Origin of the sequence: Pseudomonas sp. So3.2b, from assembly GCF_019464415.1 — a bacterium.
Lineage (GTDB): Bacteria > Pseudomonadota > Gammaproteobacteria > Pseudomonadales > Pseudomonadaceae > Aquipseudomonas > Aquipseudomonas shahriarae.
This window is the reverse complement of sequence record NZ_CP080494.1, coordinates 2,328,809-2,353,747: the sequence shown is the minus strand read 5'-3', so window position 1 is coordinate 2,353,747 and position 24,939 is coordinate 2,328,809. Positions and strand designations below refer to the sequence as shown.

Here is a 24,939-nt window from a genome sequence, read left to right as displayed (position 1 = left end):
GAGGGGACCTGAGGGATGTTGACCTTCGGCAGTCAGAAAAAAGCCATTGGGCTGTAAATAAATTCTTCAGCCCAACACTTCACTCAGGGGAATGAAATTCACCCGATCACCGATGGCCAAGGTGCTGCCCTCCACCACTTCCACCAAACCCTCTGCCCAGGCGGCACTGCGCAGCACACCGGAACTCTGGTTCGGGTAGATCACCGCCCGCCCCTGCTCCAGGCGCCCGCGCAGGTATTCGCGACGGTTGCCCGGCTTGGCCCACACGAACCCTGCCGGCACCTCGAAACGCAACGGCTGCACCACCGCGACACCCTGACGGCGCAACAGATACGGGCGCGCCAGCAAGGCGAACGTAACCAGAGTGGACGCCGGATTCCCCGGCAGGCCGATCACCGGTACGCCGCGGAAATGACCGAATGTCAAAGGCTTGCCAGGCTTGATCGCCAGCTTCCACAAGGCCAGTTCGCCCTCCTCGCGCAATGCGATACCGAGGAAGTCCGCTTCCCCCACCGAGACTCCGCCGGTGGACAGGATCAAGTCCACCGAACCCAGTGCGCCCAGGCGGGTGCGGGTCAACTCCAGGTCATCGGGCAAGATACCGGCGTCGATCACCTCGCAGCCCAGGCGTTGCAACCAACTGCACAACACCCGCCGGTTGCTGTTGTAGATCTGTCCCGGCCCCAGTGGCAGGCCCGGTTCGATCAACTCGTCGCCCGTAGACAGCACCGCCACACGCACGCGGCGCACCACCGCCAACCGGTCGCGCCCCAGGGACGCCGCCAGGCCCAGTTCAATCGGGCCGAGCCGTGTACCGGCAGCCAGGACTTCCTCACCGACTGTAGTCTCCTGCCCCTTGGATCGGATGTTTTGCCCTACGCGCAGCGCCTGGGTAAAGCTCACGCGCTGATCGGGTTGCAGCTCGGCGTTTTCCTGCATTTCCACACAGTCGGCCCCGTCGGGTACCGGAGCGCCGGTGAAGATCCGCGCACAGGTACCCGCCGCCAAGGGCTCAGGGGCCTGGCCAGCGAAAATACGCTGGCTCACCCGCAGCGGCTCGCCGGTCCAATCGGCAGTGCGCAGGGCGTAGCCGTCCATGGCGCTGTTGGGCCACGGCGGCAGGTCGAGGGTGGAAACCAATGCCTCGGCCAATACACGCCCATCGCACGCGGCCAATGGCAGGTGTTCCTGCTCACGGATCGGCGCGGCCTCGGCCATGTTCAGCAGCCGTTCCAGGGCTTCTTCCACCGGCATCAGGGCGCCGGTCTTGCCCGGCTTATCCACGGGATTCACACGGCTCGGCCAGCTTGAGGTGCGGCACAAAATTGCATGGGCGATGGCGGGCATCCAGCTGTTCGGCGAGAATCCCGTCCCAACCTGTACGCACCGCATTGGTGGAACCCGGCAGGCAGCACACCAGGGTGCCATTGGCCAGGCCGGCCAGGGCACGGGACTGCACGGTAGAGGTGCCGATATCGGCGACCGAAATCTGCCGGAACAGCTCGCCAAAGCCGTCCACTTGCTTGTCCAGCAAGCAACTGACCGCTTCGGGGGTGCTGTCACGGCCAGTGAAGCCGGTGCCGCCGGTAATCAGCACCACTTGCACCACATCCTCGGCAATCCAGTGGGCGACTTGCGCACGGATTTTGTAGAGGTCATCTTTGAGCAATACCCGTTCGGCCAGGCGATGCCCAGCAGCGAGCAGGCGGTCAACAAAGACCTGCCCGGAGGTGTCGGTTTCCAGGGTGCGGGTGTCGCTGACGGTCAGTACAGCGATATTAAGAGGTACGAAAGGCGCATCAGCCTTGGCTTTCATGGCTCGGTCCGGTTGTCGAAGGAACAGCCCGATGTTATATCACAGCCCCCTATTTCACTGCCGCTGCGGAGCCGTCATGCCACTCAATTCTTCGCCCCTGCCCTGCTCGATCCTGTTGCTGGCCGGCGGTCGCGGCCAGCGCATGGGCGGCCTGGACAAGGGTCTGCTCGACTGGCACGGGCAGCCGCTGATTGCTCACCTGCACCAACTGGTGCGGCCGTTGACCGACGACCTGATCATCTCCTGCAACCGCAACCAGGCGCAGTACGCCCCGTACGGCGACCAGTTGGTGAGCGACGACAGTCCGGACTTCCCGGGCCCCTTGGCCGGTATCCGCGCCGGCCTGGCCGCCGCGCGCCATGAACATCTATTGATCTTGCCCTGCGATGTGCCGCATATCGACGGGCAACTGTTGGCAGACCTGCTCGAAACCGCGCGGCAGCACCCCCAGGTACCGGTGATGATCCGCCATGGGGCGTTCTGGGAGCCTTTGCTCTGCGTCATACCGACGCGCCTGCGCGACGCGGTGGAGGACGCCTGGCTGGCTGCAGAGCGCAGCCCGCGCCAGATCCTGCTGAAACTAGGGGCCCAGGCGCTCGATTGCGCCGAGAACGACCCTCGCCTGGCCAACCTCAATACACCAGAGTTGTTGCGCCCACGCCCCGGCGTGTCAGAATGAGCGCTAGACAAGGAACTTTGCCGACGTTGCATACGTCACAAGGTCAGAACTCAACACAGTATTACTCTCGGAGAAGACTCATGACCCAACGGACCATCGCCGCTCTCATGCTTGCACTGGGCCTTGCTACCCTCGCCGGTTGCGCCTCGCCTACAGTGATCACCCTGAATGACGGTCGCGAAATCCAGGCTGTCGATACCCCTAAATTCGATCAGGATTCGGGCTTCTACGAATTCGAACAACTGGATGGCAAGCGTACCCGCATCAACAAGGATCAGGTTCGCACCGTTAAAGACCTGTAAGTCTTAACGCCAGATACAACAAAGCCCGCTCTTAAGCGGGCTTTGTTGTATCTGGCGCATGGGAAACATCACCACTCAAGCACGATCCGGCTGCTGAAGTCGCGCTGCTCGCCGGTCACCGGGTCGATAAACCGTACGCCCTGGGCCAGCAACTTGAGCGGGTTGGCGTAGTCATCCACAGCATCCTTGATGACCTCGGGATAAAACGGGTCATTGCAGATGCTCGCCCCCAGTGCCGTCATATGCACGCGCAGTTGATGCTTCTTGCCCGTCACCGGAAACAGGCCATAGCGCCACAGGTCACCATTCTTCTCGCGCACCTGCACCGCCGTTTCCGTGTTGCTTGCACCGGGCCCTTCCTGCATGCGGAAGAACGGTTCGCCCTCCACCAGGCGACTCTTGTGCACCAGCGGGAATGTCAGCGCGGGCAAGGCCGGGGCAATGGCTTCGTAGAACTTATCAATCTGGCGGGTGGGGAACAGTTGTTGATACGCCGAGCGGCTTTGCGGGTTGGCAGAGAACAGCACCAGCCCGGCAGTATGGCGATCAATGCGATGCAGCGGCACCAGCGACGGGTTATCCAGGCGGCGGATCAGGCGGCGCAGTAAAGTCTGCTCGACATATTCGCCGGCGGGCGTCACTGGCAGGAAGTGTGGTTTGTCGGCCACCACCAGATGCTCATCGGCATACAGGATGGTCTCCTGCACCGGGATCGGCTTCTCATCCGGCACTTCGCGAAAGTAGTGGATGCGCAAACCTTCCTTGTAGGCCAGATCCACGGCGACGGGCTGGCCATTGCCATCCAGCACCCGGCCACGGGCGATGCGGTCCAGCCACTGCTCGCGGCCGATGGCGCGAAAGTGCTCGCACAGGCAGTCGAGCACCGTCGCCCAGGGCCCAGGCGGCAGGTACAGCGTACTGGCTTGGTTCTGGGCAGCGGAAAAACCGGTATCGGACATGCGTACACTCAAGGGCCTGGAAATACTAAGGGGGCATTATCCCCCAGAATCTCAAGCCCTGACCAATTCGGCCCGCAGCACCGGCGAGGCGCTGGCAGCCTCGGTAAACTCCTTGAGCCAACGCAGGACGTCCACCGCCTCCCAGCGGCCGGGATCGTACAGTGCATACAGCAAGCCCTGATACCCCACCACATCCAACTGCTTGTGATAACCGGCGCGCTGGAACAAGGCTTCGATTTCGGCAAAACAGGTATTGAAATGCACTTTGTTGAACGGCGTCTTGCCTTCCGTGACCAGGCCATCGAGCCGCAGTTCATTCACCGCATCGCGTACGATATCGACGGACATGCGGTTGACGCTGCTTTTCAGTTGTTCGACATTCACCACGGGCGCTCCCTCTCACCCAAATCGCTGTACAAACATACAGTAACCGAATAATCAGCAACCTGCCACGGGATTAGCGCTAACTTAAAAAGGCGACCACCTGTTCAGTTTCGAACGGCCAGCCCAGTTCCGCCCCGGTATCCACCCGGCGCAGCACCGGAATACTTAGGCCATAGACGTCAAACAGCGCTTGTGAATCGGCGATATCCACCAACTCGACCAACAGCCCGCATTCGACCAACGGCATGATTTCAGCTTCCGCAAGCTCACACAGATGGCAGCCCAGGGTGCCGAACAACTGGCATTCAGGAGGCATGGCGTAAAGACCCGATAAGAAACAGGTACCCATTCTAGGCCGCGAGAAAAACCTCGTCGAGTCATGCCAAAGACCTGATCCAGATCACCATGGCCTATAACTGATTCAGCGATTCTCGCGGCTTTTTTCCTGCAACACCCCGACGGAGATGTCTGTGTTTGCCAACCTGCTGATCATTCTTGCCTCATCCCTGGTCGTCATTGCGCTGTTCCGTCGGCTGCAACTGCCTCCGGTGCTCGGCTACCTCTGCGTGGGCCTGGCCGTAGGGCCGACAGCCCTGGACTGGGTCAATGACAGCGAAGACCTGCCAGACCTCGCCGAACTGGGGGTGGTATTCCTGCTGTTTTCCCTGGGCCTGGAGTTCTCCCTGTCCAAGATGCTCAGCCTGCGCCGGGTGGTGTTCGGCCTCGGCAGCCTGCAGGTGCTGTGCTGCGCGGTAGTGCTGGGTGCCCTGCTGCTGTTGATGGGCATGTCGCCGGTGGCCGCCTTGCTGCTGGGGGCCGGGCTGGCACTGTCATCCACCGCCATTGTGAGCAAGGAGCTGACCAGCCTCGGGGAGATATTCAGCACTCATGGGCAGAATGCGATTGGCGTGCTGTTGTTCCAGGACGTGGTCGCGGTGCTGTTGCTGACCCTGGTCCCGGTGTTCGCCGGCAGTAGCGAGCAGGCCTGGTACTGGGCACTGCCCCTGACCCTGGGCAAGACCGTGGTGTTGTTCTTCGGTCTGCTGCTCGCCAGCCGCTGGGTGCTGCCGCGCCTGTTCCATGAAGTAGCCGCCTCGCATTCGGCGGAACTGTTCGTGCTGCTGGCCCTGGTGATTGTGTTGCTTACGGCCTGGCTCACACACCTGCTGGGCCTGTCGCCGGCCCTCGGCGCGTTCCTGGCGGGCATGCTGCTGGGGGAAAGCCATTACCGGCACCAGATCGAAGCGGATATCCGACCGTTTCGCGACATCCTGCTGGGGTTGTTTTTTGTCAGTATCGGCATGCTGATCGACTTGCAACTGTTCGTCAGTCACAGCCTGCAGATCCTCGGGCTGACCCTGGCACTGATGTTGATCAAGGGCTGCATTGTCGCCGCGCTGGTCAAGCTGCGCGGCAGCGACAGCGAGACCGCCTGGCGCAGCGGCCTGGCCCTGGCCCAGGGCGGTGAGTTCTGTTTTGCACTGATGGCGCAAATGCAGTTGAGCAATATGCTGCCCGGCGAAATCAGCAGCCTGCTGCTGGCCGCGACGTTCTGCTCCATGCTGCTGACGCCCCTGCTGCTGCGGGCCGCGCCCTCTATCGCCCTGCGCCTGCATCGCAAGCCCAACCAGCAAGTGCAACTGGAGGCAATCACCGCGCTCAACGCCGAGCTGCGCGGGCATGTGCTGATCTGCGGTTATGGCCGGGTCGGCCAATCCATCGGGCGTTTCCTGCGCCGTGAACAACAGGCGTTCATTGCCCTGGACGATGACCCCGAACGGGTGCAGGAAGCCGCCACCGAGGACAGCAGCGTGCATTATGGCGATTGCCGGCGCGGCGCCCTGCTCAGCGCAGTCGGCCTGGAGCGCGCACGCCTGGTGGTGATTGCCGTGGACAATAGCGACGTGGCCCTGGTGGTGCTCAAGGAAGCGCGACGGATCAACCACAAAGTGCCGATCCTGGTGCGCACCCGCGACGACAGCCAGTTGACTGAACTGAAGGCCGCCGGGGCCAGCGAGGTGGTGCCCGAACTACTGGAGTCGAGCCTGATGCTCGCGTCGCACGCAATGATCATGCTCGGCCTGCCCGACCAGCAGGTGCGCGACCGCGTCGACGAAGTACGGCGCAATCGCTACCGCTTGCTCCACGGTTTCTACCAGCATACCGACGCCAACCGTGAAGCCCCGATCAATCCTGACTGACTGCACCAATCTTATGGATCGACAAGTCCGCGCCGTAGTACTCCTCTTCCTGGCTCAAGCGCAGGCCGCAGAGGCGCTTGAGCACGCCGTACACCAGCAACCCGCCCGCCAGGGCCACTACCACCCCCAGGGCGGTACCGATCAACTGGCTGATCAGGCTCACGCCGCCCAGCCCACCCAAGGCGCTCTGACCGAAAATCCCGCAGGCAATCCCGCCCCACACACCACACAAGCCATGCAACGGCCAGACACCCAGCACATCGTCGATCTTCCACAGATTCTGGGCGGCGATAAAGCACCACACAAACAGGCCACCGGCCACCACGCCGGTGACCAGCGCGCCCACCGGATGCATCAGGTCGGAGCCCGCGCAGATCGCCACCAGCCCGGCCAACGGGCCATTGTGCAAGAAGCCCGGGTCGTTACGCCCGATCACCAGTGCCGCCACGGTCCCACCTACCATGGCCATCAACGAGTTGACCGCCACCAGCCCGCTCACCCCGGACAAGGTCTGCGCACTCATCACGTTGAAACCGAACCAGCCGACGATCAATATCCACGAGCCCAGTGCCAGGAACGGAATGCTCGACGGCGCAAACGCCACCAGACGCCCGTCGCGGTAACGCCCCTGACGCGGCCCCAGCAGCAACACCGCCGCCAGCGCCAGCCAACCGCCCATGGCATGTACCACCACCGAACCGGCAAAGTCATGGAAGGATGCGCCGAAGGTCGCCAACAACCAGGCTTGCAGGCCAAAGTTGCCATTCCACACCATGCCCTCGAAAAACGGGTAGATGAATGCCACGATCAGCGCCGTGGCACACAGTTGTGGAACAAAGCGTGCACGCTCGGCAATGCCCCCGGAGATGATCGCCGGGATGGCTGCTGCGAAGGTCAGCAGGAAAAAGAACTTCACCAGGCCATAACCATGGTCGGCACTGAGCACGGCGGCCGGCTGCATAAAGCTGACCCCGTAGGAGATCCAATAGCCTATAAAGAAATAGGCCAGGGTCGAGACCGCAAAATCACTGAGGATTTTCGACAACGCGTTGACTTGGTTCTTCTGCCGTACCGTACCGACTTCCAGAAACGCGAAGCCGGCATGCATCGCCAGGACCATCACCGCGCCGATCAGAATAAACAGCGTATTGGAGCTATGGACGAGAGTGTCCACCGCGCTTTGCACATTTTCCATGGGGATTGGCAGGCCTGCAGTTCAGGAAAAAGCACCAAAGCAGTTCATTGCCCAACAATCGCGCACTAAATTGGTACTGCGCGTTCTACCCTTCTTCAGAGGGAATGAACCGCTTTGGCGCGACGACAATCGAATAAGGCAGTGACTTGCGGGTTTTTCCACGGGTTTTAGGGATTTAGGGTAAGGTTTTTCAAGGCGTTGGCCGAAACCGCCCACAATGCGCGCAAGCCTTGCGGCTGGCGCACCAAGGCAAAGCAAAAGCTGTACCAGACAATTGCAGTGAACCTTCACCAATACCGGTGACTCTCAAGCAAAACCCTGTAAAAGCACCAGACAGCCACTCACGGAGATAACCATGGCCAGAAAATCGGCAAAGACTGCTCAAGAAATATTGATGGAAGATTTCCAGACCCTGGTCAGCGATACCGAAAAGCTGCTGGACGACACCGCGATTCTGGCCGGTGACCAGGCTGACGAGCTGCGCTCGAAGATCCATGACAGCCTGCTGCAGGCCCGGGAAACACTGAAGTTGACTGAGGACTCCCTGCGCGAACGCGGCAAGGCAGCAGTCACCGCCACCGAGGACTACGTGCAGGCCAACCCTTGGCAATCCGTTGGCATCGCTGCCGGCGTGGGCTTCCTGATCGGTCTGCTGGCTACAAGGCGCTAATCATGTCTATCGGCGAAACCGGCTCGTCCGCGGGCCCAAGCTCCACATCGCGGCGCCTCGGCGCGGCTGTCCTGGGCTTGCTGCACAGCCATGTCGAGCTGTTCGGCATCGAGTTGCAGGAACAGAAAGCACGCACCGTCAGCCTGTTGCTGTTTGCCGGGCTGGCACTGGTGTTCGCCCTGTTGCTGCTGGTGGGGTTATCGGCGCTGGTCATGATCCTGGTCTGGGATACCTACCGCCTGACCGGGATCATCAGCCTTTGCGTATTTTACGTTCTGGCCGCAGGGTTCTGCGGGTTGCGCTTGAAGGCGGCGGTATTCGATGAATCCACGCCTTTCCACGCCACCCTCGAAGAGTTGGCCAACGATCGGGAGCGCCTGCTGCCATGAGCCTGACTGAATTGCCGCACACCAACTCCCGGCGAGAAATGCGCAAGGCCTTGATCCGCCTGCGCATGGAAATGCACCGCCAGGAAATTCGCCACGAGTCCCAGCAATTGCTGCTGCCCTTGCAAAAGGTGCGCAACATGGGCCAAAGCTGGCAGGACGGGTTTGGTATCAAGCATGCGCCGCTGTGGGGCGTCGCCGCTGTGACCCTGCTGGGATTCTTCACCGGCAAAGGCGCCAAGGGTGGCGGCATCGGCACCATGACCCGTCTGGTACGGCTCGGTGCGGGCCTGATCCCGTTGATCAAGCTCGCCATGCAGGGTGCGTCCCGCAAGTCCTGACGTAACTGGCTGCATTCTTGCAAACGGATCTGGCCCGGCGCCCTCTCTGCAGGGGCCGGGCCTTTTTCATGCCGAAGCACCTAAGGAGGCTCTGTGATTGACGGGCAACCGCTCGCCTGTTTTCAACCGTTTATCGACACCGCCACCGGACGCATCGCCGGGGTGGAAGCGCTGGGCCGCCTGCTCCAGGCAGATGGGCAACTGCTCTCGGTAGGCCCACTGTTCGCCGATGCACGCACGCCCACCTCGGCGTTACGCCGCCTGGACCGCAAGATCCGCGACAATGCCCTGAGCCGCCTGCATGAAGCACCTGAAGACTGGTTTCTGAGCCTCAATATCTCGCCCCGCTGGATCACGTTGCTGCGACCCGGACAAGCCCTGCCCAGCCTGAAGCAGTTGCAGGCCCATGACGTCGATCCAAAACGCATCGTGTTTGAGATCACCGAGCTGGGAGGCGACAGCCAGCGCCTGGCCGAAGTCGTCGCCCGCTATCGTGAAGCGGGCGCACGGATTGCCATTGATGATTTCGGCGCCGGGTATTCGCAACTGGATCGGGTCCTGGCCCTGCGCCCGGATATCCTCAAGCTGGATATGCGCCTGTTCCAGGCCGCGGCACTGGGTGGCCCGAGCGGCGAGGTGGTGCGCGCCCTGGCGCAAATGGCGGAAAAAACCGGATGCTGGATCATCGCCGAAGGCGTGGAAACCGAAGCGCAACTGAGCTTTGCCCTTGAGTGTGGCGCACGTTATGTCCAGGGCTATCTGTTTGCCCAGGCGCAACGGGACTGGTTCGCCGCCGATGCCTTCGTCCCGCGCTTTGCCGTGCTGCGCCAGGCTTATGTGCAGCAGAAACTGATGGAGCGCGGACGGATCATGCAATTGCGCCAGCAATTGATCGAACTGATGCAGATCCTGCAAGGCTGGGCCCTGGCCCAGGCTCCCCTGAGCCAACTGCCATGGCTGCCGGGTTTTCCCCGGTTACTGCGGTTTTATCAGTGCGATAGCCACGGCACCCAACTGACCCCCAACTTCGAATGGCGCCAGGATGCCTGGCAAGCCGACAGCCGCTACCTGGGCCACAACTGGTCATGGCGCCCCTACTTCTATCATCTGCTGGCCGAAGGCTGGGAAGAGCGGCGCCTGATTCTCTCCAACACCTACCGTGATGCCACGACCAATCAACACTGCCTGACAGCAGGACAATTCTTCAGTAACGGTCAGCGCTTGCTGTTAATCGATATTGACGCCGCCGGACTGTAGTTTTTCGCTTGCTCCGGGCGCGCCGAACCGGGAAGCTGAGGGCCGACATTCATCCTATGGAGAGCCCTCGCCTTGGATTGGCCTACCCTGCTTACCCGCGAACGCCTTGGAAAACCCCTGCACAGTCCGGAAGAACTGGGCCGCAGCCCGTTTCACAAAGACCATGACCGGATTATCTTCTCCGGGGCCTTTCGCCGCCTGGGCCGCAAGACGCAGGTTCACCCGGTGACCAGCAACGATCATATCCATACCCGGCTGACCCACTCGCTGGAAGTCAGTTGTGTGGGGCGTTCCCTGGGCATGCGCGTCGGCGAGACCATTCGCAGCGCCCTACCCGACTGGTGCGACCCCAGCGACCTGGGGATGATCGTGCAGTCGGCCTGCCTGGCCCACGACATCGGCAACCCACCGTTCGGTCATTCCGGCGAAGATGCCATTCGCCATTGGTTCCAGCAGGCAGCCGGCCGTGGCTGGCTGGATGACATGAGCAGCGCCGAACGCAATGACTTCCTCAATTTCGAAGGCAACGCGCAAGGCTTCCGCGTGCTGACACAGCTGGAATACCACCAGTTCGACGGCGGCACGCGCCTGACCTACGCCACCCTGGGCACCTACCTGAAGTACCCATGGACCGCCCGCCACGCCGACTCCCTGGGCTACAAGAAACATAAGTTCGGCTGCTATCAGAGCGAGCTGCCGATCCTTGAACAGATCGCCCAGAAGCTCGGCCTGCCACAACTCGAGGAACAGCGCTGGGCGCGCCACCCATTGGTCTATCTGATGGAGGCGGCCGACGACATCTGCTACGCCCTGATCGACCTGGAAGATGGCCTGGAAATGGAGTTGCTGGAATACGCCGAGGTCGAGTCGTTGCTGTTGAACCTGGTCGGTGATGACCTGCCGGAAACCTATCGGCAACTGGGGCCCGAGGATTCCAGGCGACGCAAACTCGCGATCCTGCGGGGCAAGGCGATCGAGCACCTGACCAACGCCGCCGCGCGGGCGTTCGTCGAACAACAGCCTGCGCTGCTGGCCGGGACCCTGCAAGGCGACCTGGTGGAACACATGCACGGCCCGGCCAAGCGCTGCGTACTGAATGCCAAGGACATGGCCCGCAAGAAGATCTTCCAGGACAAGCGCAAAACCCTGCATGAGATCGGCGCCTACACCACCCTGGAAATCCTCCTGAACACTTTCTGCGGCGCGGCCCTGGAGCAACATGGCGGCCGTACGCCATCCTTCAAGAATCGACGCGTCCTGGATCTGCTCGGCAACAGCGCCCCCCATCCTGACTGGCCACTGCATCGTTCATTCCTGCGCATGATCGACTTCATCGCCGGCATGACCGATAGCTACGCCAGCGAGATGGCCCGGGAGATGACCGGCCACTCAAACCCTCAATGACCCACACCCCGGGCAGGTTTTCCTGCCTGGGTGCTTGCCTCAAAGAATCCACCTACGCAGGCACCAGAGCAGCCTGATCGAATTCACCCCAACACCCGATGAATAATCACCCCTCTCTTATCCGCTCCAACGATCAGCTCCTACACTCACGCAAACCCACGATAGCCCAGCGCCTGACTCACCGAGCAAACAGACACAGGCATCGGCCGACGTGTTTCCGGCTGCTGCTACTTCCACGGAAACTCCTATGCCCGAACGAAAATTGCGCATCCTGTTGGTGGAAGATCACCCTTTTCAACTCCTGGCCATTCAGTGCCTGCTCAAGAGTTTCGGCTTCCACCAACTGACCCCTGCCGAGAGTGCGGAGCAGGCGATCAAGTTGATGAGAACAACCGAGGCCCCCTTCGATATCATGTTATGCGATCAATGCCTGCCGGACCTCACCGGGTTGGAGCTGGTGGAGATAGCCTGCCATACGGGCTTTGTCAAAAGTGCTGTATTGCTAAGTGGACTGCCTGCCCTCGAACTGGAATGTTTGAAAACCCTGGCAATACAACGTGACTTGCGCCTGCTTGGATATTTGGCTAAGCCCTTGAATAAAGAAGCCTGGATCGAATTGATCAGCCAGTCGGGACTTGCCGATGATTAAAGAGTGCGACCTTGCACTTGCCCAGCAACCATCTGACCAAACTGCTCCCCCACTACATCAATACACCGAGCCTGGCCAAAGTAATTTTCAAATTTTGGCGTAGGACATTAAACACTCTTGAAACTGAAACATTACCTTAATTAAAGCGGCAAATAACACCGCACAACTTCCCAATCCTTCACCTAAGAAACTCTTACAACACGACCAATAAAGCCTTAGTGCGTCGTAGTCCAATACCTTTTTGGCCGTAGGAATTTTCCTGTTTTATATCTACTCAGCCTTCCCTTCATGCTCCTGCCCTACCTTCTGAGCTAATGTGCGCGCTTATTTGCACTAGTATGGAATTGGCTCATGAATACAGTTTTTATTATTGACGACCACCCGGTCATTCGACTTGCAATCCGAATGTTGCTGGAACATGAAGGTTACAAAGTAGTCGGCGAAACAGATAACGGTTGTGATGCAATACAAATGGTCCGCGAATGCCTCCCAGACCTCATAATTCTTGACATCAGTATTCCAAAACTCGACGGACTGGAGGTTCTCTGCAGGTTCAATGCAATGAGCACGCCAATGAAAACCCTGATCTTGACGGCCCAATCGCCGACACTTTTTGCGACACGCTGCATGCGTTCCGGTGCTGATGGCTATGTTTGCAAAGAAGGCGACCTAAGTGAACTGCTAAGTGCTGTCAGAGCTGTACTTTCAGGTTACAACTATTTCCCAAGCCAGGCATTAAACAGCACCGGCACCGATGTGGGCGAAAACGAAGAATTGAATCTTTTCAAAGCCGTTAATGATCGGGAACTTATGGTCCTACAACTTTTCGCGCAAGGCCGTACAAACAAGGAAATTGCCAAAGGCATGTTCCTCAGCAACAAAACTGTTAGCACTTATAAAAAACGACTTATGCAAAAACTTAAGGCCAAGTCCTTGGTAGAACTTATCGAGATGGCAAAACGCAACGCGTTAGTGTGAGAAACAGGATGCCAAGGCGTTTAAAGGACTATCTAATCATTTTGAGTACCGGGCTGTGCTTGAGTACAGCCGTGCCAGCCACTCAAACCGCTCCAGAACGCTACGCACTGCTGAGTCGTGCCGGCATCGTTCAGTTGGACACTCAACTGACCCCCACGCAGCGCCATTGGCTACAAAACAAACGGGAACTGCTGCTGGGAGCCTCGACACCCGACTACCCACCTTTCGACATCACCGCCAGCGGTCGTGACTATGAAGGTATTACTGCCGATTACGCGGGCATCCTCGCCAAAGCCCTGGCATTGCCCGTCTCGGTGGTGCGCTACCCCTCGCGGGAGGCGGCAATCCAGGCACTGGAAGAGGGGAAAATCGACCTGCTGGGCAGCGCCAACGGATTTGAAGCGAGCAACACCGACATCGTCCTGTCAACACCCTATGCGGTCGACCAGCCGGTACTGGTCACCCGTGACACAGAAACCCGCCCGCTCGATGACGGGCTGGCGGGCCTGCGCTTGAGCCTTGTCTACCACTACCTGCCCTTGAAAGAAGTCGAAGCGCTGTACCCCAATGCGATCATCCAGATCTATCCGTCCTATTTGAATGCGCTGAATGCCGTGGCCTTTGACCAGGCCGATGTGTTTCTCGGCGATACCATTTCCACCCATTACATGATCAACAAGGGCTACCTGAAGAACATCCGCATGGCCAATTTCGGCAAGCACGAAGCGTACGGCTTCAGTTTTGCCGTGCACCGCGACCAGCAGACCCTGCTGGGCATCATCAATACGGTCCTCGCCGGTGTCGGGACCTACGAGCGGGAGAACATCGCCAAACGCTGGAGTGCAGGCAGCGATATCCTGCTGACCGACCATAAGTTGCAGTTGAGCCAGCGTGAAGAGCGCTGGCTCATGGATCACCCAGTGGTGAAAGTGGTCATCAACGAAACCTTCGCGCCACTGACATTCGCCGACTCAGATGGTCAACTGCGGGGCATGACCGCCGACCTGCTGGAGTTGATCCGGCTACGTACGGGCTTGCGCCTGGAGTTCCTGAACACCCGCAACGTCAAACAGATGATCGAGCAGGTGGAAAACGGCAATGCCGACATCATTGCCGCCATCAGCCCCAGCCGCGAACGCGAAACCAAGCTCAATTTCAGCCGCCCGTACCTGCAGAACTCCTATGTCCTGCTGACACGCAAGGAACCTGGGGCACCCTCAAGCCTTGAGCAAATGGCGGGGAAAAAACTGGCAATCACCGAAGGCAACCCCCTGGTGGGCTACCTGCGCCGCGAGTTTGCACAGATCACCCTGGTGGAGGCCAGCGACACCTTCAAGGCCTCGGAAATGCTGGCCCAGGGGCAAGTGGATGGGGCCGTCAACTCGTTGGTGGTTGCCAACTACTTCCTCTCATCCCACTTCTTCCAGGGTCAGTTGCAGGTCAGTTCGAGTATCGGCACGCAACTGGCTTCTTTTTCCCTGGCGACGTCACGCAGCGCCACCGAACTGGCCTCCATTCTCGACAAGGCCCTGCTCAGCATCGCGCCGGACGAACTTGGGGTCATCAACAACCGCTGGCGTGGCTACACGGCCGCCTCCGACAGCTATTGGCGCAACTACCACCGTCTGATTATCCAGATCGTCAGCGCCGCCGGGCTGCTGCTGCTTACATCCCTGGCCTGGAACGGCTACATGCGCCGACAGATCAAGCAGCGGCAGATGGCGGAAAGGGCCCTGAGCGATCAATACGAATTCATGCGCGCCCTGGTCAATGAGACCCCTCACCCGATCTACGTGCGTGATCGCAATGGTTTGCTACAGACCTGCAATGACAGTTACTTGCAGGTCTTCGGCGTCAAGCGCGAGGACGTCATCGGCAAGAGTGTCATGCAGATCAACCTGGAAAACGAAGCACAAGCCAGTCAGTACCATGCCGACTATCTGCGGGTAGTCGCCGAAGGCAAGCCGCTGATCCTGGATCGCGCCCTGCATATTCATGGGCAGCACCTGACGATCTATCACTGGATCCTGCCGTACCGCGATTCGGTCGGTAAGGTCCAGGGCATCATCGGCGGCTGGATTGATATCAGCGAACGCCGCCAATTGTTCGATGACCTGCGCAGCGCCAAGGACCGTGCCGATGAGGCCAATCGCGCGAAAAGCACATTCCTGGCGACCATGAGTCATGAGATCCGCACCCCCATGAACGCGGTGATCGGCATGCTGGAGCTGACCCTCAAGCGTGCCGACCATGGGCATCTGGATCGTCCGGCCATCGAGGTGGCCTACAACTCGGCCAAGGACTTGCTGGAGTTGATTGGCGACATCCTCGACATCGCACGCATCGAGTCGGGTCGCCTGAGCCTGGCGCCGGAACGCGTCAACCTGCGGGAACTGATCGAGTCGGTGGTGCGTGTGTTCGATGGGCTGGCACGCCAGAAGAGTCTCAATTTGCTACTGGAGTTCAATCCCGGCGTTGAAGAACGTGATGTGCAGATCGACCCCCTGCGCTTCAAACAGGTCCTGTCGAACCTGGTGAGCAATGCCATCAAGTTCACCGAGCAGGGCGAAGTGAAGATCAGGGTGGATATCCAGGCCACCGGCGAGCCACAGCAAATCGAGATGAAACTGGTGGTCGAGGACACCGGCATCGGGATCAGCCGAGACGATCAGCAGCGCCTGTTCGAACCGTTTTCCCAGGCCGACAATTCCGGGCACCTGGCCAGGAGCGGCGCAGGTCTTGGGCTGGTCATCTGTCGTAGCCTATGCGAAATGATGGGAGGGCAACTGACCCTGAGCAGCGTGCCCAGGGTCGGCACCCAGGTGTTTGTCTCGCTGCAGATGACCAGCCTGCCACCTGCCTACCCGCTGATCGAGCTCAAGCCTGCGACCCAGGATGCTGCGGCGGTGCTCAATGTGCTGGTGGTGGACGACCATCCGGCCAACCGCCTGCTCATGTGTCAGCAACTGGGTTTCCTCGGGCACCGGTTCACTGCAGTCCAGCATGGCGCGGCGGGGTTCCAGGCCTGGCGCCAGGAGCACTTCGACCTGATCATTGCCGACTGCAATATGCCGATCATGAACGGCTATGAACTGGCACGGTCGATCCGCGAACATGAACAACGGGAGGACATCACGCCCTGCATCATCCTGGGCTTTACCGCCAATGCTCAGCCGGAGGAAAAACAGCGCTGCCGGGATGCAGGCATGAACGACTGCCTGTTCAAACCCATCAGCCTTACCACACTGGAGCGCCATCTGGCCGAGATCACCCCACTGTCGCCAGGGCGGATCTTTGACCTCGATAGCCTGAACACCCTCACCGGTGGTGATCCACTGTTAAGCCAGCGTCTGTTGGAAGAATTGTTGAGCAGCAGCCGGCGTGATCGCGAGGAACTCATGGCAATGCTCGGACAAGGCACGCCTCAGGACCTGATCGACCAGGCCCACAAGATCAAGGGCGCTGCCAGGATCGTCCAGGCCCGCACACTGGCCAAGCAATGTGAGGTGCTGGAACAGGCAGGTGAGGCAGCCGACCCGGTGCAGGTCGAGATTTGGATCAAAGCCATAGAACAAGCCATGCTCGACCTTGAGCACGTGCTGCAAGAGCAGTTGGACAATATGGCGCCATTGTAGGGGCGGGCTTGTCGGGTCGCCGCATCGCGGCGATGGTCGTTAACGTAGACGTGGGGCCCCGCCCCCACTGTTCTACCCGACGCCATCGCAGGCAAGCCAGCTCCCACAAGGAATGCAACTGCGCTCACTCAGCAGTCAGTCAACCGCAGGAAGATTGCCGCCAGTTGCTCAATCCCCATCTGATCCTCAAGCCTGAAACGCGCCAGTTTCGGGCTATCCAGATCCAGCACCCCAATCAACCGCCCATCCTTGATCAATGGCACCACCAGCTCACTGTTGGAAGCACTGTCGCAAGCAATATGCCCGGCAAAGGCATGCACATCTTCCACCCGCTGGGTTTGCCGTGAAGCCGCCGCCGCACCACACACCCCTCGACCAAACGGGATCCGCACACAGGCGATCTGCCCCTGGAAAGGCCCCAGCACCAGTTCCTCATCACGATTGAGATAGAAGCCCGCCCAGTTCAAGTCATCGAGTTGGTTGAACAGGAACGCCGAAAACTGCGCCGCGTTGGCGATAAAGTCGCGCTCATCGGCCAGCAGCGATTCCAGCTGCGCACAGAGCATGGCGTACCCATCAAGGCCGCTGCCCGACTGTTGCAAATCAATCATGGCTGACGCTCCAGCAATTTAAGCCCCACCCAGTAGCGGGCGAACTGGTAGGCGCAACGACCGTTGCGATTGCCACGGCCGGTGGCCCAGCGCACCGCAAGGATGTCGAGTGCTTCATCGCGCTGCCACTGCAAACCCGCTTTGTTGGCCAACTCGCCGATCCAGTGCTCCACCACGTCCAGGAAGTGCTCCTGGGTGAAAGGATAGAACGACAGCCACAAACCAAAACGGTCGGACAAGGCGATCTTGTCTTCCACCGCTTCACTGGGGTGCAGTTCACCGTCCACGCGTTTCCAATTGTCGTTGTCGCTCTGGTTTTCCGGTACCAGGTGACGACGGTTGGAGGTGGCGTACAGCAGCACGTTTTCCGGGGCCTGCTCCAGCGAACCGTCGAGCACGCTCTTGAGCACACGGTAATCGCCTTCGCCGGCCTCGAACGACAGGTCGTCGCAGAACAGGATAAAACGCTGGGGCAGCTTGAGCAGTTGCTCGACCACCCGCGGCAGGTCGGCCAGGTGGTCACGCTCGATTTCGATCAGGCGCAAGCCGGCTTTGGCATGCTGGGCCAGCAAGGCGCGGACCATGGACGATTTGCCTGTGCCCCGCGAGCCCCAGAGCAACGCATGGTTGGCGGGCAGGCCGTCGAGAAATTGCTGGGTATTGCGGGCCAATTGCTCGCGCTGCTTGTCGACTCCAATCAGGTCGGACAGGCGCATATCCAGGCTGACTTCCAGGGGCAGCAGAAAGCCGCTGCGCCCCTCACGCTGCCAGCGGGCCGCCAGGCAGTGGTTCCAGTCAATCACCGCGCGAGGCGCTGGCAACAGGGGTTCCAGACGAGCAAGCACCGCATCGGCCCGCTCAAGAAAGGCATTCAATCGAGAATCCATGACTATTCCTGTGGCAAGTTCTTGTAAAAGATGGCGTATTGGCAACCCTGACGCAGTTGCCAGACGGCTGCACCTGAAAAAACGATTCATACCGGGCAAGGCCGACGCTGAGGATGTTCAGCTATGCTTGCCGGGCGAAGGGAAACGTAAAGTGGCTCAGCACCCAATGGATATCAAGTTCGCCCACCGCTTGTCTTATAAACAAGCCAGACTGACTGTGCTGGTCGGTTTCGTATTGGGAACCTTGCTCAGCCTGATCCAAATCGGCATTGATTATGCCAGCGAAGACGCGTCCATCAACCGTGAAATACACGCGCTGATTGAAATCAGCCATAACCCTGCCTCACGTATCGCCTACAACATCGACGCCGAACTGGCCCAGGAACTGACCCTGGGCCTGCTGCACTCCCCCGCCATCACGCGGGCTCAGTTGGTCGACAATAATGGCCTGGTGCTGGCTGACGTTGATCGGCCGCGCAAAGAGAGCAGCTACCGCCCCATCAGCGATTTTTTGTTCGGCGCCAACCGCCAGTTCGAAAACCGGTTGTATCTTACCCATATGCCCGGCGAATCCCTCGGCGTATTGCGCCTTGACGTCGATACGTACGCGTTTGGCAGCCGATTCCTACGCCGAGCGGAGATCACCCTGCTCAATGGCTTTGCTCGCAGCCTGATCCTGACCGGCATCCTTCTGGGCCTGTTCTACGTGATGCTGACCCAACCCCTGGTGCGGATCATCCGCGAGCTGAGCACCCGCAGCCCCGGCAATGGGCCCCAGGCTCGCCTGGACTGCCCGTCGGGGCACGAACACGATGAGATCGGTGTGCTGGTCAATGTCGCCAACCAACAGTTCGAGAATATGGAGACCGAAATCCAGCAACGGCGCCACGCCGAGGACCGCCTGACCGAGTACCTCGGCCAACTGGAAGATATTGTTTCGGCGCGTACCACCGAGCTCAAGGCGATCAACCAGCGGCTAAGCCAGTCCAACGAGGAACTGGAAGCGTCGAAAATGACTGCCCTGGGCATGGCCCAGGCGCGTGCGGCCTTCCTCGCCAACATGAGCCATGAAATCCGTACCCCGCTCAACGGCCTCCTCGGCATGATCGCGCTGTCCCTGGACAGCACGCTGAATGCCGAGCAGCGCCAACAATTGTCGATTGCCCATGACTCCGGCAAGGTCCTGGTAGAACTGCTCAACGATATTCTCGACCTGTCCAAGTTCGATGCCGGGCAACTGGAACTGGAGAGCATCCCTTTCGATCTCGGCTCCCTGGTGGAAGACACCGCCAACCTGCTGTCGCAGAACGCCGCCCCCAGCGTCGAATTGACCTGCCTGATCGACCCGCAGTTTCCCGCCCAGGTCGTGGGTGATCCGACCCGGGTGCGGCAGATCGTCAGTAACCTGCTGTCGAATGCCTTGAAGTTCACCCGTTTCGGCCGCGTCGACGTACGCCTCAGTGCACAACCCGATGGCGTGCGCATCGAAGTGTGCGACACCGGCATCGGCATTGCCCAGGAGGCCCAGACGCGGATTTTCAAACCCTTCACCCAAGCGGGCGCCGGCATTACCCGCCAGTTTGGCGGGACTGGCCTGGGGTTGGCGCTGACCCACAACCTTTGCGAGGCCATGCGCGGGCGGCTGACCATCAGCTCGGAAACCGGCTTCGGCAGCCAGTTCTGCGCCGAACTGCCACTGGCCGCCCACACACCGGCGGCGCGGCTGGGGCCGTTGACCGGCGAGGTCGCGGTGATTACCGGGGCCAGCAGTGGCCTGGCAGAACTGCTGCTCAGCCTGCTGCCGCACTGGGGATTGTCCCCACACTGCTACACCATCGACGACGACTTGACCGGCCTGGCGCCGGACATCCTGATCACCGACTGCCCCGAGTGCCTGTTCCGCCTGCGCCCGACCGTCAGCGCACCGATCCTGCTGATTACCGCCTACGGCAACTTCATGCCCAGCGAAGAAGTGGCTGCCCTGGCGCCCCTGCAACAGCAGGCTCGCCCGCTGAGCCGCGCTGCGCTGTATCAGGTCCTGCACCGCACCCTGCGCGCCGACAGCGAAATCGTCCTCGACCTGGCCCAACTGGAAACCGGCCCGGTCGCGCATCGGGCGCGCATCCTTTTGGTGGAGGACAACCCGGTCAATCAACTGGTGGCCAAGGGCATGCTCGGCAAGCTGGGCTGCGAGGTGGTGGTCGCGGCCCATGGCGGCGAGGCACTGAAGCAACTGGAAGAACAGCGCTTCGATATGGTGCTGATGGACTGCAACATGCCGGTGATGGATGGCTACGAGGCGAGCCGGCAGATTCGCCGTAGCGGGCGCTGGCCGGAGCTGCCGATTGTCGCGCTGACCGCCAATGCCCTGGCCGAGGAGCGCGAACGGTGCCGGGCCGCCGGTATGAACGACTACCTGGCCAAACCCTTCCGCCGCGAAGAACTCAACGCCCTGCTCGACCTCTGGGTGCCGACTACGACAAGTCTGTGATCTGCCGGAGCAACTGGTCGAGGCCATGGCGCAAGGCATCCGCCTGGCTCAGGTCCACACCACTGTCACACAACAGGCGGGCCTTCAGCGGCTGGACGCGCTCACGCAGCGCCTGGCCCGCGTCGGCAAGACACAAGTGCACTTCGCGCTCATCCCGGGTACTGCGCCGGCGCGTGATCAACGCCAGCTGTTCGAGGCGCTTGAGCAACGGCGTCAACGTGCCGGAGTCGAGCAACAAGCGCTCTCCCAGCGCCTTGACCGTCGGCTGGGGCGGCGCAACGGCGTGCCACTCCCACAACACCAACATGGCCAGGTATTGCGGATACGTCAGGCCCAACTCGTCGAGCATCGGTTTGTAGGCCCGCGTCACCGCCCGGGAGGCGGCGTACAGCTTGAAGCACAACTGGTCATCCAGGGCCAGGGATACGGCAGGCAAGTCGGTCATTTGAGCAACGCTTCGATCTCTTGGGTCAGTTCCTGAGGTTTGGTGGTCGGGGCAAAACGCTTGACCACCTGACCGTCGCGACCGATCAGGAACTTGGTGAAGTTCCACTTGATGCCCTTGGAGCCCAGCAGACCCGGTGCGCGCTGTTTCAATTGCACAAACAGCGGGTGGGCCTCGCCGCCGTTGACATCGACCTTCTTGAACAACGGGAAACTGACGCCGAAATTCAGCTCGCAAAACTCCGAAATGGCCCCCTCGTCACCCGGTTCCTGCTTGCCGAACTGATTGCACGGAAAGCCCAACACCACCAGGCCCTGGTCCTTGTACTGCTGCCAAAGCTGCTCAAGGCCTTTGTACTGCGGGGTGAAACCGCACTTGCTGGCGGTATTGACCACCAGGATCGCCTTGCCAGCGAAGTCCGCCAGGGTCTTTTGCTCGCCCTTGATGGTGGTGCAGGGGATGGTCAGCAGGTTGTTGCTCATGAGAACGCCTCGGATGCAGAGAAGGTTGTGAAAACATAGCGAGCAATTAAATTGCATGCAATTTAATTGACCAGACTGATAACCCGACATCAGCGTGTGACGAGGGGGGCTTGCCCCCTCATCACCACAGCCCCTCGCTACAGGGGATTTCAGCGGGGAACCAGGTCCAGGCACACCGAGTTGATGCAGTAACGCAAGCCAGTAGGCGGCGGACCATCCGGGAACACATGCCCCAAGTGCGCATCGCACCTGGCACAGGTCACTTCAGTACGGATCATCCCGTGGCTGACATCACGAATCTCAATCATCGCGCTATCAGCAATCGGCTGATAAAAACTGGGCCAGCCACAACCGGCATCGAACTTGGTCTTTGAATCGAACAGTGGCTCATTGCAGCAAATGCAGTGATACACACCATCGGTCGTAGTCGCGTTGTAAATGCCGGAAAACGGCCGCTCGGTGCCCTTGAGACGGCACACTTGATACTGCGCCGGGTCGAGCATTTCCCGCCATTCATCCAGGGTCTTATCCAACTTTTCCATCAATCCACCTCGACAACTGAAAAAGCCTGATCTGTGTCTTTTCCATGGATCAGGCGGCACGTATGATTGCGCCTCTTCAAAGCGCCAGTCTGGCACCCGCGTTATCGGCATTCAAACGTATTTATGGGTCAGGCCACACGCAGGATTCCCAGCACGGTAGTCTTCACATCGTCTGGATCGTTCATTTTCGGGATCACATCGCCATGCAGGTCAGCAAATCGAATAAGCTCGCCAACGTCTGCTACGACATTCGCGGCCCAGTGCTCAAGCACGCCAAACGCCTGGAAGAGGAAGGCCATCGCATCCTCAAGCTGAACATTGGCAACCCGGCGCCCTTTGGTTTCGAAGCACCGGACGAAATCCTCCAGGACGTGATCCGCAACCTGCCCACCGCCCAAGGCTATAGCGACTCCAAAGGCTTGTTCAGCGCGCGCAAGGCCGTGATGCAGTACTACCAGCAAAAGCAGGTGGAAGGGGTCGGTATCGAAGATATCTACCTGGGCAACGGCGTCTCCGAGCTGATCGTGATGGCCATGCAAGCCCTGCTCAACAACGGCGACGAAGTGCTGGTGCCGGCGCCTGACTACCCGCTGTGGACGGCGGCCGTGACCCTGGCGGGCGGCCATCCGGTGCATTACCTGTGCGACGAGCAAGCCAACTGGTGGCCGGACCTGGCTGATATCAAGGCCAAGATCACGCCCAATACCAAGGCGCTGGTGATCATCAACCCGAACAACCCGACGGGCGCAGTGTATTCCAAGGAAGTGCTGCTGGGCATGCTGGAACTGGCGCGCCAGCACAACCTGGTGGTGTTCTCCGACGAGATCTACGACAAGATCCTCTACGACGACGCCGTGCACATCTGTACCGCCTCCCTGGCCCCGGACCTGCTGTGCCTGACCTTCAACGGCCTGTCCAAGTCCTACCGGGTGGCGGGTTTCCGTTCCGGCTGGGTGGCCATCTCCGGGCCCAAGCACAATGCCCAGAGCTACATCGAAGGCATCGATATGCTGGCCAATATGCGCCTGTGCGCCAACGTGCCGAGCCAGCACGCGATCCAGACCGCGCTGGGTGGCTACCAGAGCATCAACGACCTGGTACTGCCGGCCGGCCGCCTGCTGGAGCAGCGCAACCGTACCTGGGAACTGCTCAACGACATTCCCGGCGTCAGTTGCGTCAAACCCATGGGCGCCCTGTATGCGTTCCCACGGATTGACCCGAAGGTCTGCCCGATCCACAACGACGAGAAGTTCGTCCTCGACCTGCTGCTGTCGGAAAAGCTGCTGGTGGTCCAGGGCACGGCGTTCAACTGGCCGTGGCCCGACCACTTCCGTGTGGTGACCCTGCCGCGCGTGGATGACCTGGACATGGCCATCGGGCGCATTGGCAACTTCCTGAAGTCCTATCGCCAGTAACCCGGCTTTCGCTGTACGGCCCGCAAAAGGTCGTACAGCGAGTATCTGGCAACACATTCTGTACCCAGACACACCTTCTGCTCCGCCCGCTTCCCCTCTACCCTGTACTTACCCGCAATCGTGGGGCGCAGACGCCAGCCAAGGGCAATTTTCACGGGTCCCAAGCCTCGGAAAATCCCTGCAAGCCTCTACATTCATGCTGTAGGACACAGTTTGAAATAGTCGCCCGGTTGAATAGCCCACTGCCGCACCTTATATACCCCGCAGTACGCGACATATTAAGCATGAGGAGAATTCTACAACCATGATGCGCATCCTGCTGTTCTTGGCCACTAACCTGGCGGTCGTGCTGATTGCCAGCATCACCCTGAGCCTTTTCGGCTTCAACGGGTTCATGGCGGCCAACGGGGTTGATCTGAACCTCAATCAGCTGCTGGTTTTCTGTGCCGTCTTTGGTTTTGCCGGCTCGATCTTCTCGCTGTTCATCTCCAAGTGGATGGCGAAGATGAGCACCAGCACCCAGATCATCACCCAGCCACGCACCCGGCATGAGCAATGGCTGCTGCAGACCGTCGAGCAACTGTCCCGCGAAGCCGGGATCAAGATGCCCGAAGTCGGCATCTTCCCGGCCTACGAGGCCAACGCCTTCGCCACTGGCTGGAACAAGAACGATGCTCTTGTTGCCGTCAGCCAGGGTTTGCTGGAGCGTTTCTCGCCCGACGAAGTGAAGGCCGTGCTGGCCCACGAGATCGGCCACGTCGCCAACGGTGACATGGTCACCCTGGCATTGGTCCAGGGCGTGGTGAACACCTTCGTGATGTTCTTTGCACGGATCATCGGCAACTTTGTCGACAAGGTGATCTTCAAGAACGAAGGCGGCCAGGGTATCGCCTACTACGTGGCGACCATCTTTGCCGAACTGGTACTGGGCTTCCTTGCCAGCTCCATCGTGATGTGGTTCTCGCGCAAACGCGAATTCCGCGCCGACGAAGCCGGCGCGCAACTGGCCGGTACTGCCGCCATGATCGGCGCCCTGCAACGCCTGCGCTCCGAACAGGGCCTGCCGGTGCATATGCCGGACACCCTGAATGCCTTCGGCATCAACGGTGGCGTCAAGCAAGGCCTGGCGCGGATGTTCATGAGCCACCCGCCACTGGAAGAGCGGATCGACGCACTGCGTCGTCGCGGCTGACAGCCAGCGGGTAAAAAA

Annotated in this window: 25 protein-coding genes; 14 read left to right on the top strand and 11 right to left on the bottom strand. The window is 60.1% G+C overall.

The annotated features are described in order from the left end of the window. Positions 1-66: 66 nt before the first annotated feature. Both glp and moaB read right to left on the bottom strand, forming a co-directional pair. Complete coding sequence (gene glp, locus K1X80_RS10785) at positions 67-1,254, bottom strand: gephyrin-like molybdotransferase Glp (protein WP_178118021.1); 1,188 nt, start codon at positions 1,252-1,254, stop codon at positions 67-69. A 22-nt stretch (positions 1,255-1,276) separates the two neighbouring features. Next, positions 1,277-1,816, bottom strand: a complete 540-nt coding sequence (gene moaB / locus K1X80_RS10780) for a molybdenum cofactor biosynthesis protein B (protein WP_029298095.1) — start codon at positions 1,814-1,816, stop codon at positions 1,277-1,279. A 76-nt stretch (positions 1,817-1,892) separates the two neighbouring features. On the opposite strand from moaB, the gene mobA reads away from it, so the two are divergent. Then, positions 1,893-2,495, top strand: a complete 603-nt coding sequence (mobA, locus tag K1X80_RS10775) for a molybdenum cofactor guanylyltransferase MobA (protein ID WP_198799771.1) — start codon at positions 1,893-1,895, stop codon at positions 2,493-2,495. Positions 2,496-2,575: 80 nt separating this feature from the next. Beyond that, positions 2,576-2,797 carry a YgdI/YgdR family lipoprotein gene (locus K1X80_RS10770; RefSeq protein ID WP_029298091.1) on the top strand — a complete coding sequence of 74 codons (222 nt, stop codon included), beginning with the start codon at positions 2,576-2,578 and terminating at the stop codon, positions 2,795-2,797. Between the two features lie 68 nt (positions 2,798-2,865). Here K1X80_RS10770 and K1X80_RS10765 read toward each other — a convergent pair whose 3' ends face one another. From K1X80_RS10765 to K1X80_RS10755, 3 genes are all read right to left on the bottom strand, one after another. After that, the gene (locus K1X80_RS10765) at positions 2,866-3,756 is read right to left on the bottom strand and encodes a pseudouridine synthase (RefSeq protein WP_057958951.1); all 891 of its coding nucleotides are present in this window, start codon (positions 3,754-3,756) and stop codon (positions 2,866-2,868) included. 51 nt (positions 3,757-3,807) lie between these two features. Then, entirely contained in the window at positions 3,808-4,143 is a 336-nt protein-coding gene (locus tag K1X80_RS10760) for a hypothetical protein (protein ID WP_029298086.1), read from the bottom strand. 76 nt (positions 4,144-4,219) lie between these two features. Beyond that, entirely contained in the window at positions 4,220-4,456 is a 237-nt protein-coding gene (locus K1X80_RS10755; RefSeq protein ID WP_057958950.1) for a glutaredoxin family protein, read from the bottom strand. Between the two features lie 148 nt (positions 4,457-4,604). Between K1X80_RS10755 and K1X80_RS10750 the strand changes: the two genes are divergently transcribed. Then, positions 4,605-6,341, top strand: coding sequence for a monovalent cation:proton antiporter-2 (CPA2) family protein (locus tag K1X80_RS10750; RefSeq protein ID WP_178118017.1), 1,737 nt, complete (start codon positions 4,605-4,607; stop codon positions 6,339-6,341). Here the strand turns inward: K1X80_RS10750 and K1X80_RS10745 are convergent. After that, positions 6,328-7,536 (bottom strand): ammonium transporter, encoded by a 1,209-nt coding sequence (locus tag K1X80_RS10745; RefSeq protein ID WP_057439162.1) that lies wholly within the window; start codon positions 7,534-7,536, stop codon positions 6,328-6,330. The two genes, K1X80_RS10750 and K1X80_RS10745, sit on opposite strands and share 14 nt — an antisense overlap. A 355-nt stretch (positions 7,537-7,891) precedes the next feature. On the opposite strand from K1X80_RS10745, the gene K1X80_RS10740 reads away from it, so the two are divergent. From K1X80_RS10740 to K1X80_RS10705, 8 genes are all read left to right on the top strand, one after another. Then, positions 7,892-8,206 (top strand): YqjD family protein, encoded by a 315-nt coding sequence (locus K1X80_RS10740; RefSeq protein WP_057439163.1) that lies wholly within the window; start codon positions 7,892-7,894, stop codon positions 8,204-8,206. Positions 8,207-8,208: 2 nt separating this feature from the next. Beyond that, the gene (locus tag K1X80_RS10735; RefSeq protein WP_057439164.1) at positions 8,209-8,595 is read left to right on the top strand and encodes a phage holin family protein; all 387 of its coding nucleotides are present in this window, start codon (positions 8,209-8,211) and stop codon (positions 8,593-8,595) included. Then, positions 8,592-8,933, top strand: a complete 342-nt coding sequence (locus K1X80_RS10730; RefSeq protein WP_057958948.1) for a hypothetical protein — start codon at positions 8,592-8,594, stop codon at positions 8,931-8,933. Before K1X80_RS10735 ends, K1X80_RS10730 begins: the two co-directional genes overlap by 4 nt. Positions 8,934-9,026: 93 nt before the next feature. Continuing rightward, positions 9,027-10,190, top strand: coding sequence for an EAL domain-containing protein (locus K1X80_RS10725; RefSeq protein WP_120732405.1), 1,164 nt, complete (start codon positions 9,027-9,029; stop codon positions 10,188-10,190). A 72-nt stretch (positions 10,191-10,262) separates the two neighbouring features. Then, positions 10,263-11,594: a deoxyguanosinetriphosphate triphosphohydrolase gene (locus tag K1X80_RS10720; protein WP_057439167.1), complete on the top strand. Its 1,332-nt coding sequence runs from the start codon at positions 10,263-10,265 to the stop codon at positions 11,592-11,594. 247 nt (positions 11,595-11,841) lie between these two features. Continuing rightward, entirely contained in the window at positions 11,842-12,243 is a 402-nt protein-coding gene (locus K1X80_RS10715; RefSeq protein ID WP_057958946.1) for a response regulator, read from the top strand. A gap of 351 nt (positions 12,244-12,594) precedes the next feature. Continuing rightward, positions 12,595-13,221: a response regulator transcription factor gene (locus K1X80_RS10710; protein ID WP_057439169.1), complete on the top strand. Its 627-nt coding sequence runs from the start codon at positions 12,595-12,597 to the stop codon at positions 13,219-13,221. A gap of 8 nt (positions 13,222-13,229) precedes the next feature. Next, positions 13,230-16,856 carry a transporter substrate-binding domain-containing protein gene (locus K1X80_RS10705; protein WP_169989335.1) on the top strand — a complete coding sequence of 1,209 codons (3,627 nt, stop codon included), beginning with the start codon at positions 13,230-13,232 and terminating at the stop codon, positions 16,854-16,856. Between the two features lie 128 nt (positions 16,857-16,984). On the opposite strand, the gene K1X80_RS10700 is transcribed toward K1X80_RS10705, so the two are convergent. Both K1X80_RS10700 and K1X80_RS10695 read right to left on the bottom strand, forming a co-directional pair. Further along, positions 16,985-17,467 (bottom strand): GAF domain-containing protein, encoded by a 483-nt coding sequence (locus K1X80_RS10700; RefSeq protein ID WP_057958944.1) that lies wholly within the window; start codon positions 17,465-17,467, stop codon positions 16,985-16,987. Continuing rightward, on the bottom strand, positions 17,464-18,354 hold the full coding sequence (locus K1X80_RS10695; RefSeq protein ID WP_029298058.1) for an ATP-binding protein: 891 nt from the start codon (positions 18,352-18,354) through the stop codon (positions 17,464-17,466). Before K1X80_RS10695 ends, K1X80_RS10700 begins: the two co-directional genes overlap by 4 nt. Positions 18,355-18,520: 166 nt before the next feature. Here K1X80_RS10695 and K1X80_RS10690 point away from each other — a divergent pair, with 166 nt between their 5' ends. Next, a complete protein-coding gene (locus tag K1X80_RS10690) occupies positions 18,521-20,845 on the top strand; it encodes a response regulator (RefSeq protein WP_057958943.1) in 2,325 nt (774 codons plus the stop codon). Here K1X80_RS10690 and K1X80_RS10685 read toward each other — a convergent pair. From K1X80_RS10685 to msrB, 3 genes are all read right to left on the bottom strand, one after another. Continuing rightward, on the bottom strand, positions 20,829-21,290 hold the full coding sequence (locus K1X80_RS10685) for a MarR family winged helix-turn-helix transcriptional regulator (protein ID WP_057958942.1): 462 nt from the start codon (positions 21,288-21,290) through the stop codon (positions 20,829-20,831). The genes K1X80_RS10690 and K1X80_RS10685 overlap by 17 nt on opposite strands. Then, positions 21,287-21,772: a glutathione peroxidase gene (locus K1X80_RS10680; RefSeq protein WP_057958941.1), complete on the bottom strand. Its 486-nt coding sequence runs from the start codon at positions 21,770-21,772 to the stop codon at positions 21,287-21,289. Before K1X80_RS10680 ends, K1X80_RS10685 begins: the two co-directional genes overlap by 4 nt. A 149-nt stretch (positions 21,773-21,921) precedes the next feature. Further along, on the bottom strand, positions 21,922-22,314 hold the full coding sequence (gene msrB, locus K1X80_RS10675) for a peptide-methionine (R)-S-oxide reductase MsrB (protein ID WP_057958940.1): 393 nt from the start codon (positions 22,312-22,314) through the stop codon (positions 21,922-21,924). A 203-nt stretch (positions 22,315-22,517) separates the two neighbouring features. Between msrB and K1X80_RS10670 the strand changes: the two genes are divergently transcribed. Together K1X80_RS10670 and htpX are read left to right on the top strand one after the other, a co-directional pair. Beyond that, positions 22,518-23,729 (top strand): pyridoxal phosphate-dependent aminotransferase, encoded by a 1,212-nt coding sequence (locus K1X80_RS10670; protein WP_029298044.1) that lies wholly within the window; start codon positions 22,518-22,520, stop codon positions 23,727-23,729. Between the two features lie 304 nt (positions 23,730-24,033). Next, a complete protein-coding gene (gene htpX / locus K1X80_RS10665) occupies positions 24,034-24,921 on the top strand; it encodes a protease HtpX (protein ID WP_029298042.1) in 888 nt (295 codons plus the stop codon). The last annotated feature ends 18 nt before the right edge of the window (positions 24,922-24,939 follow it).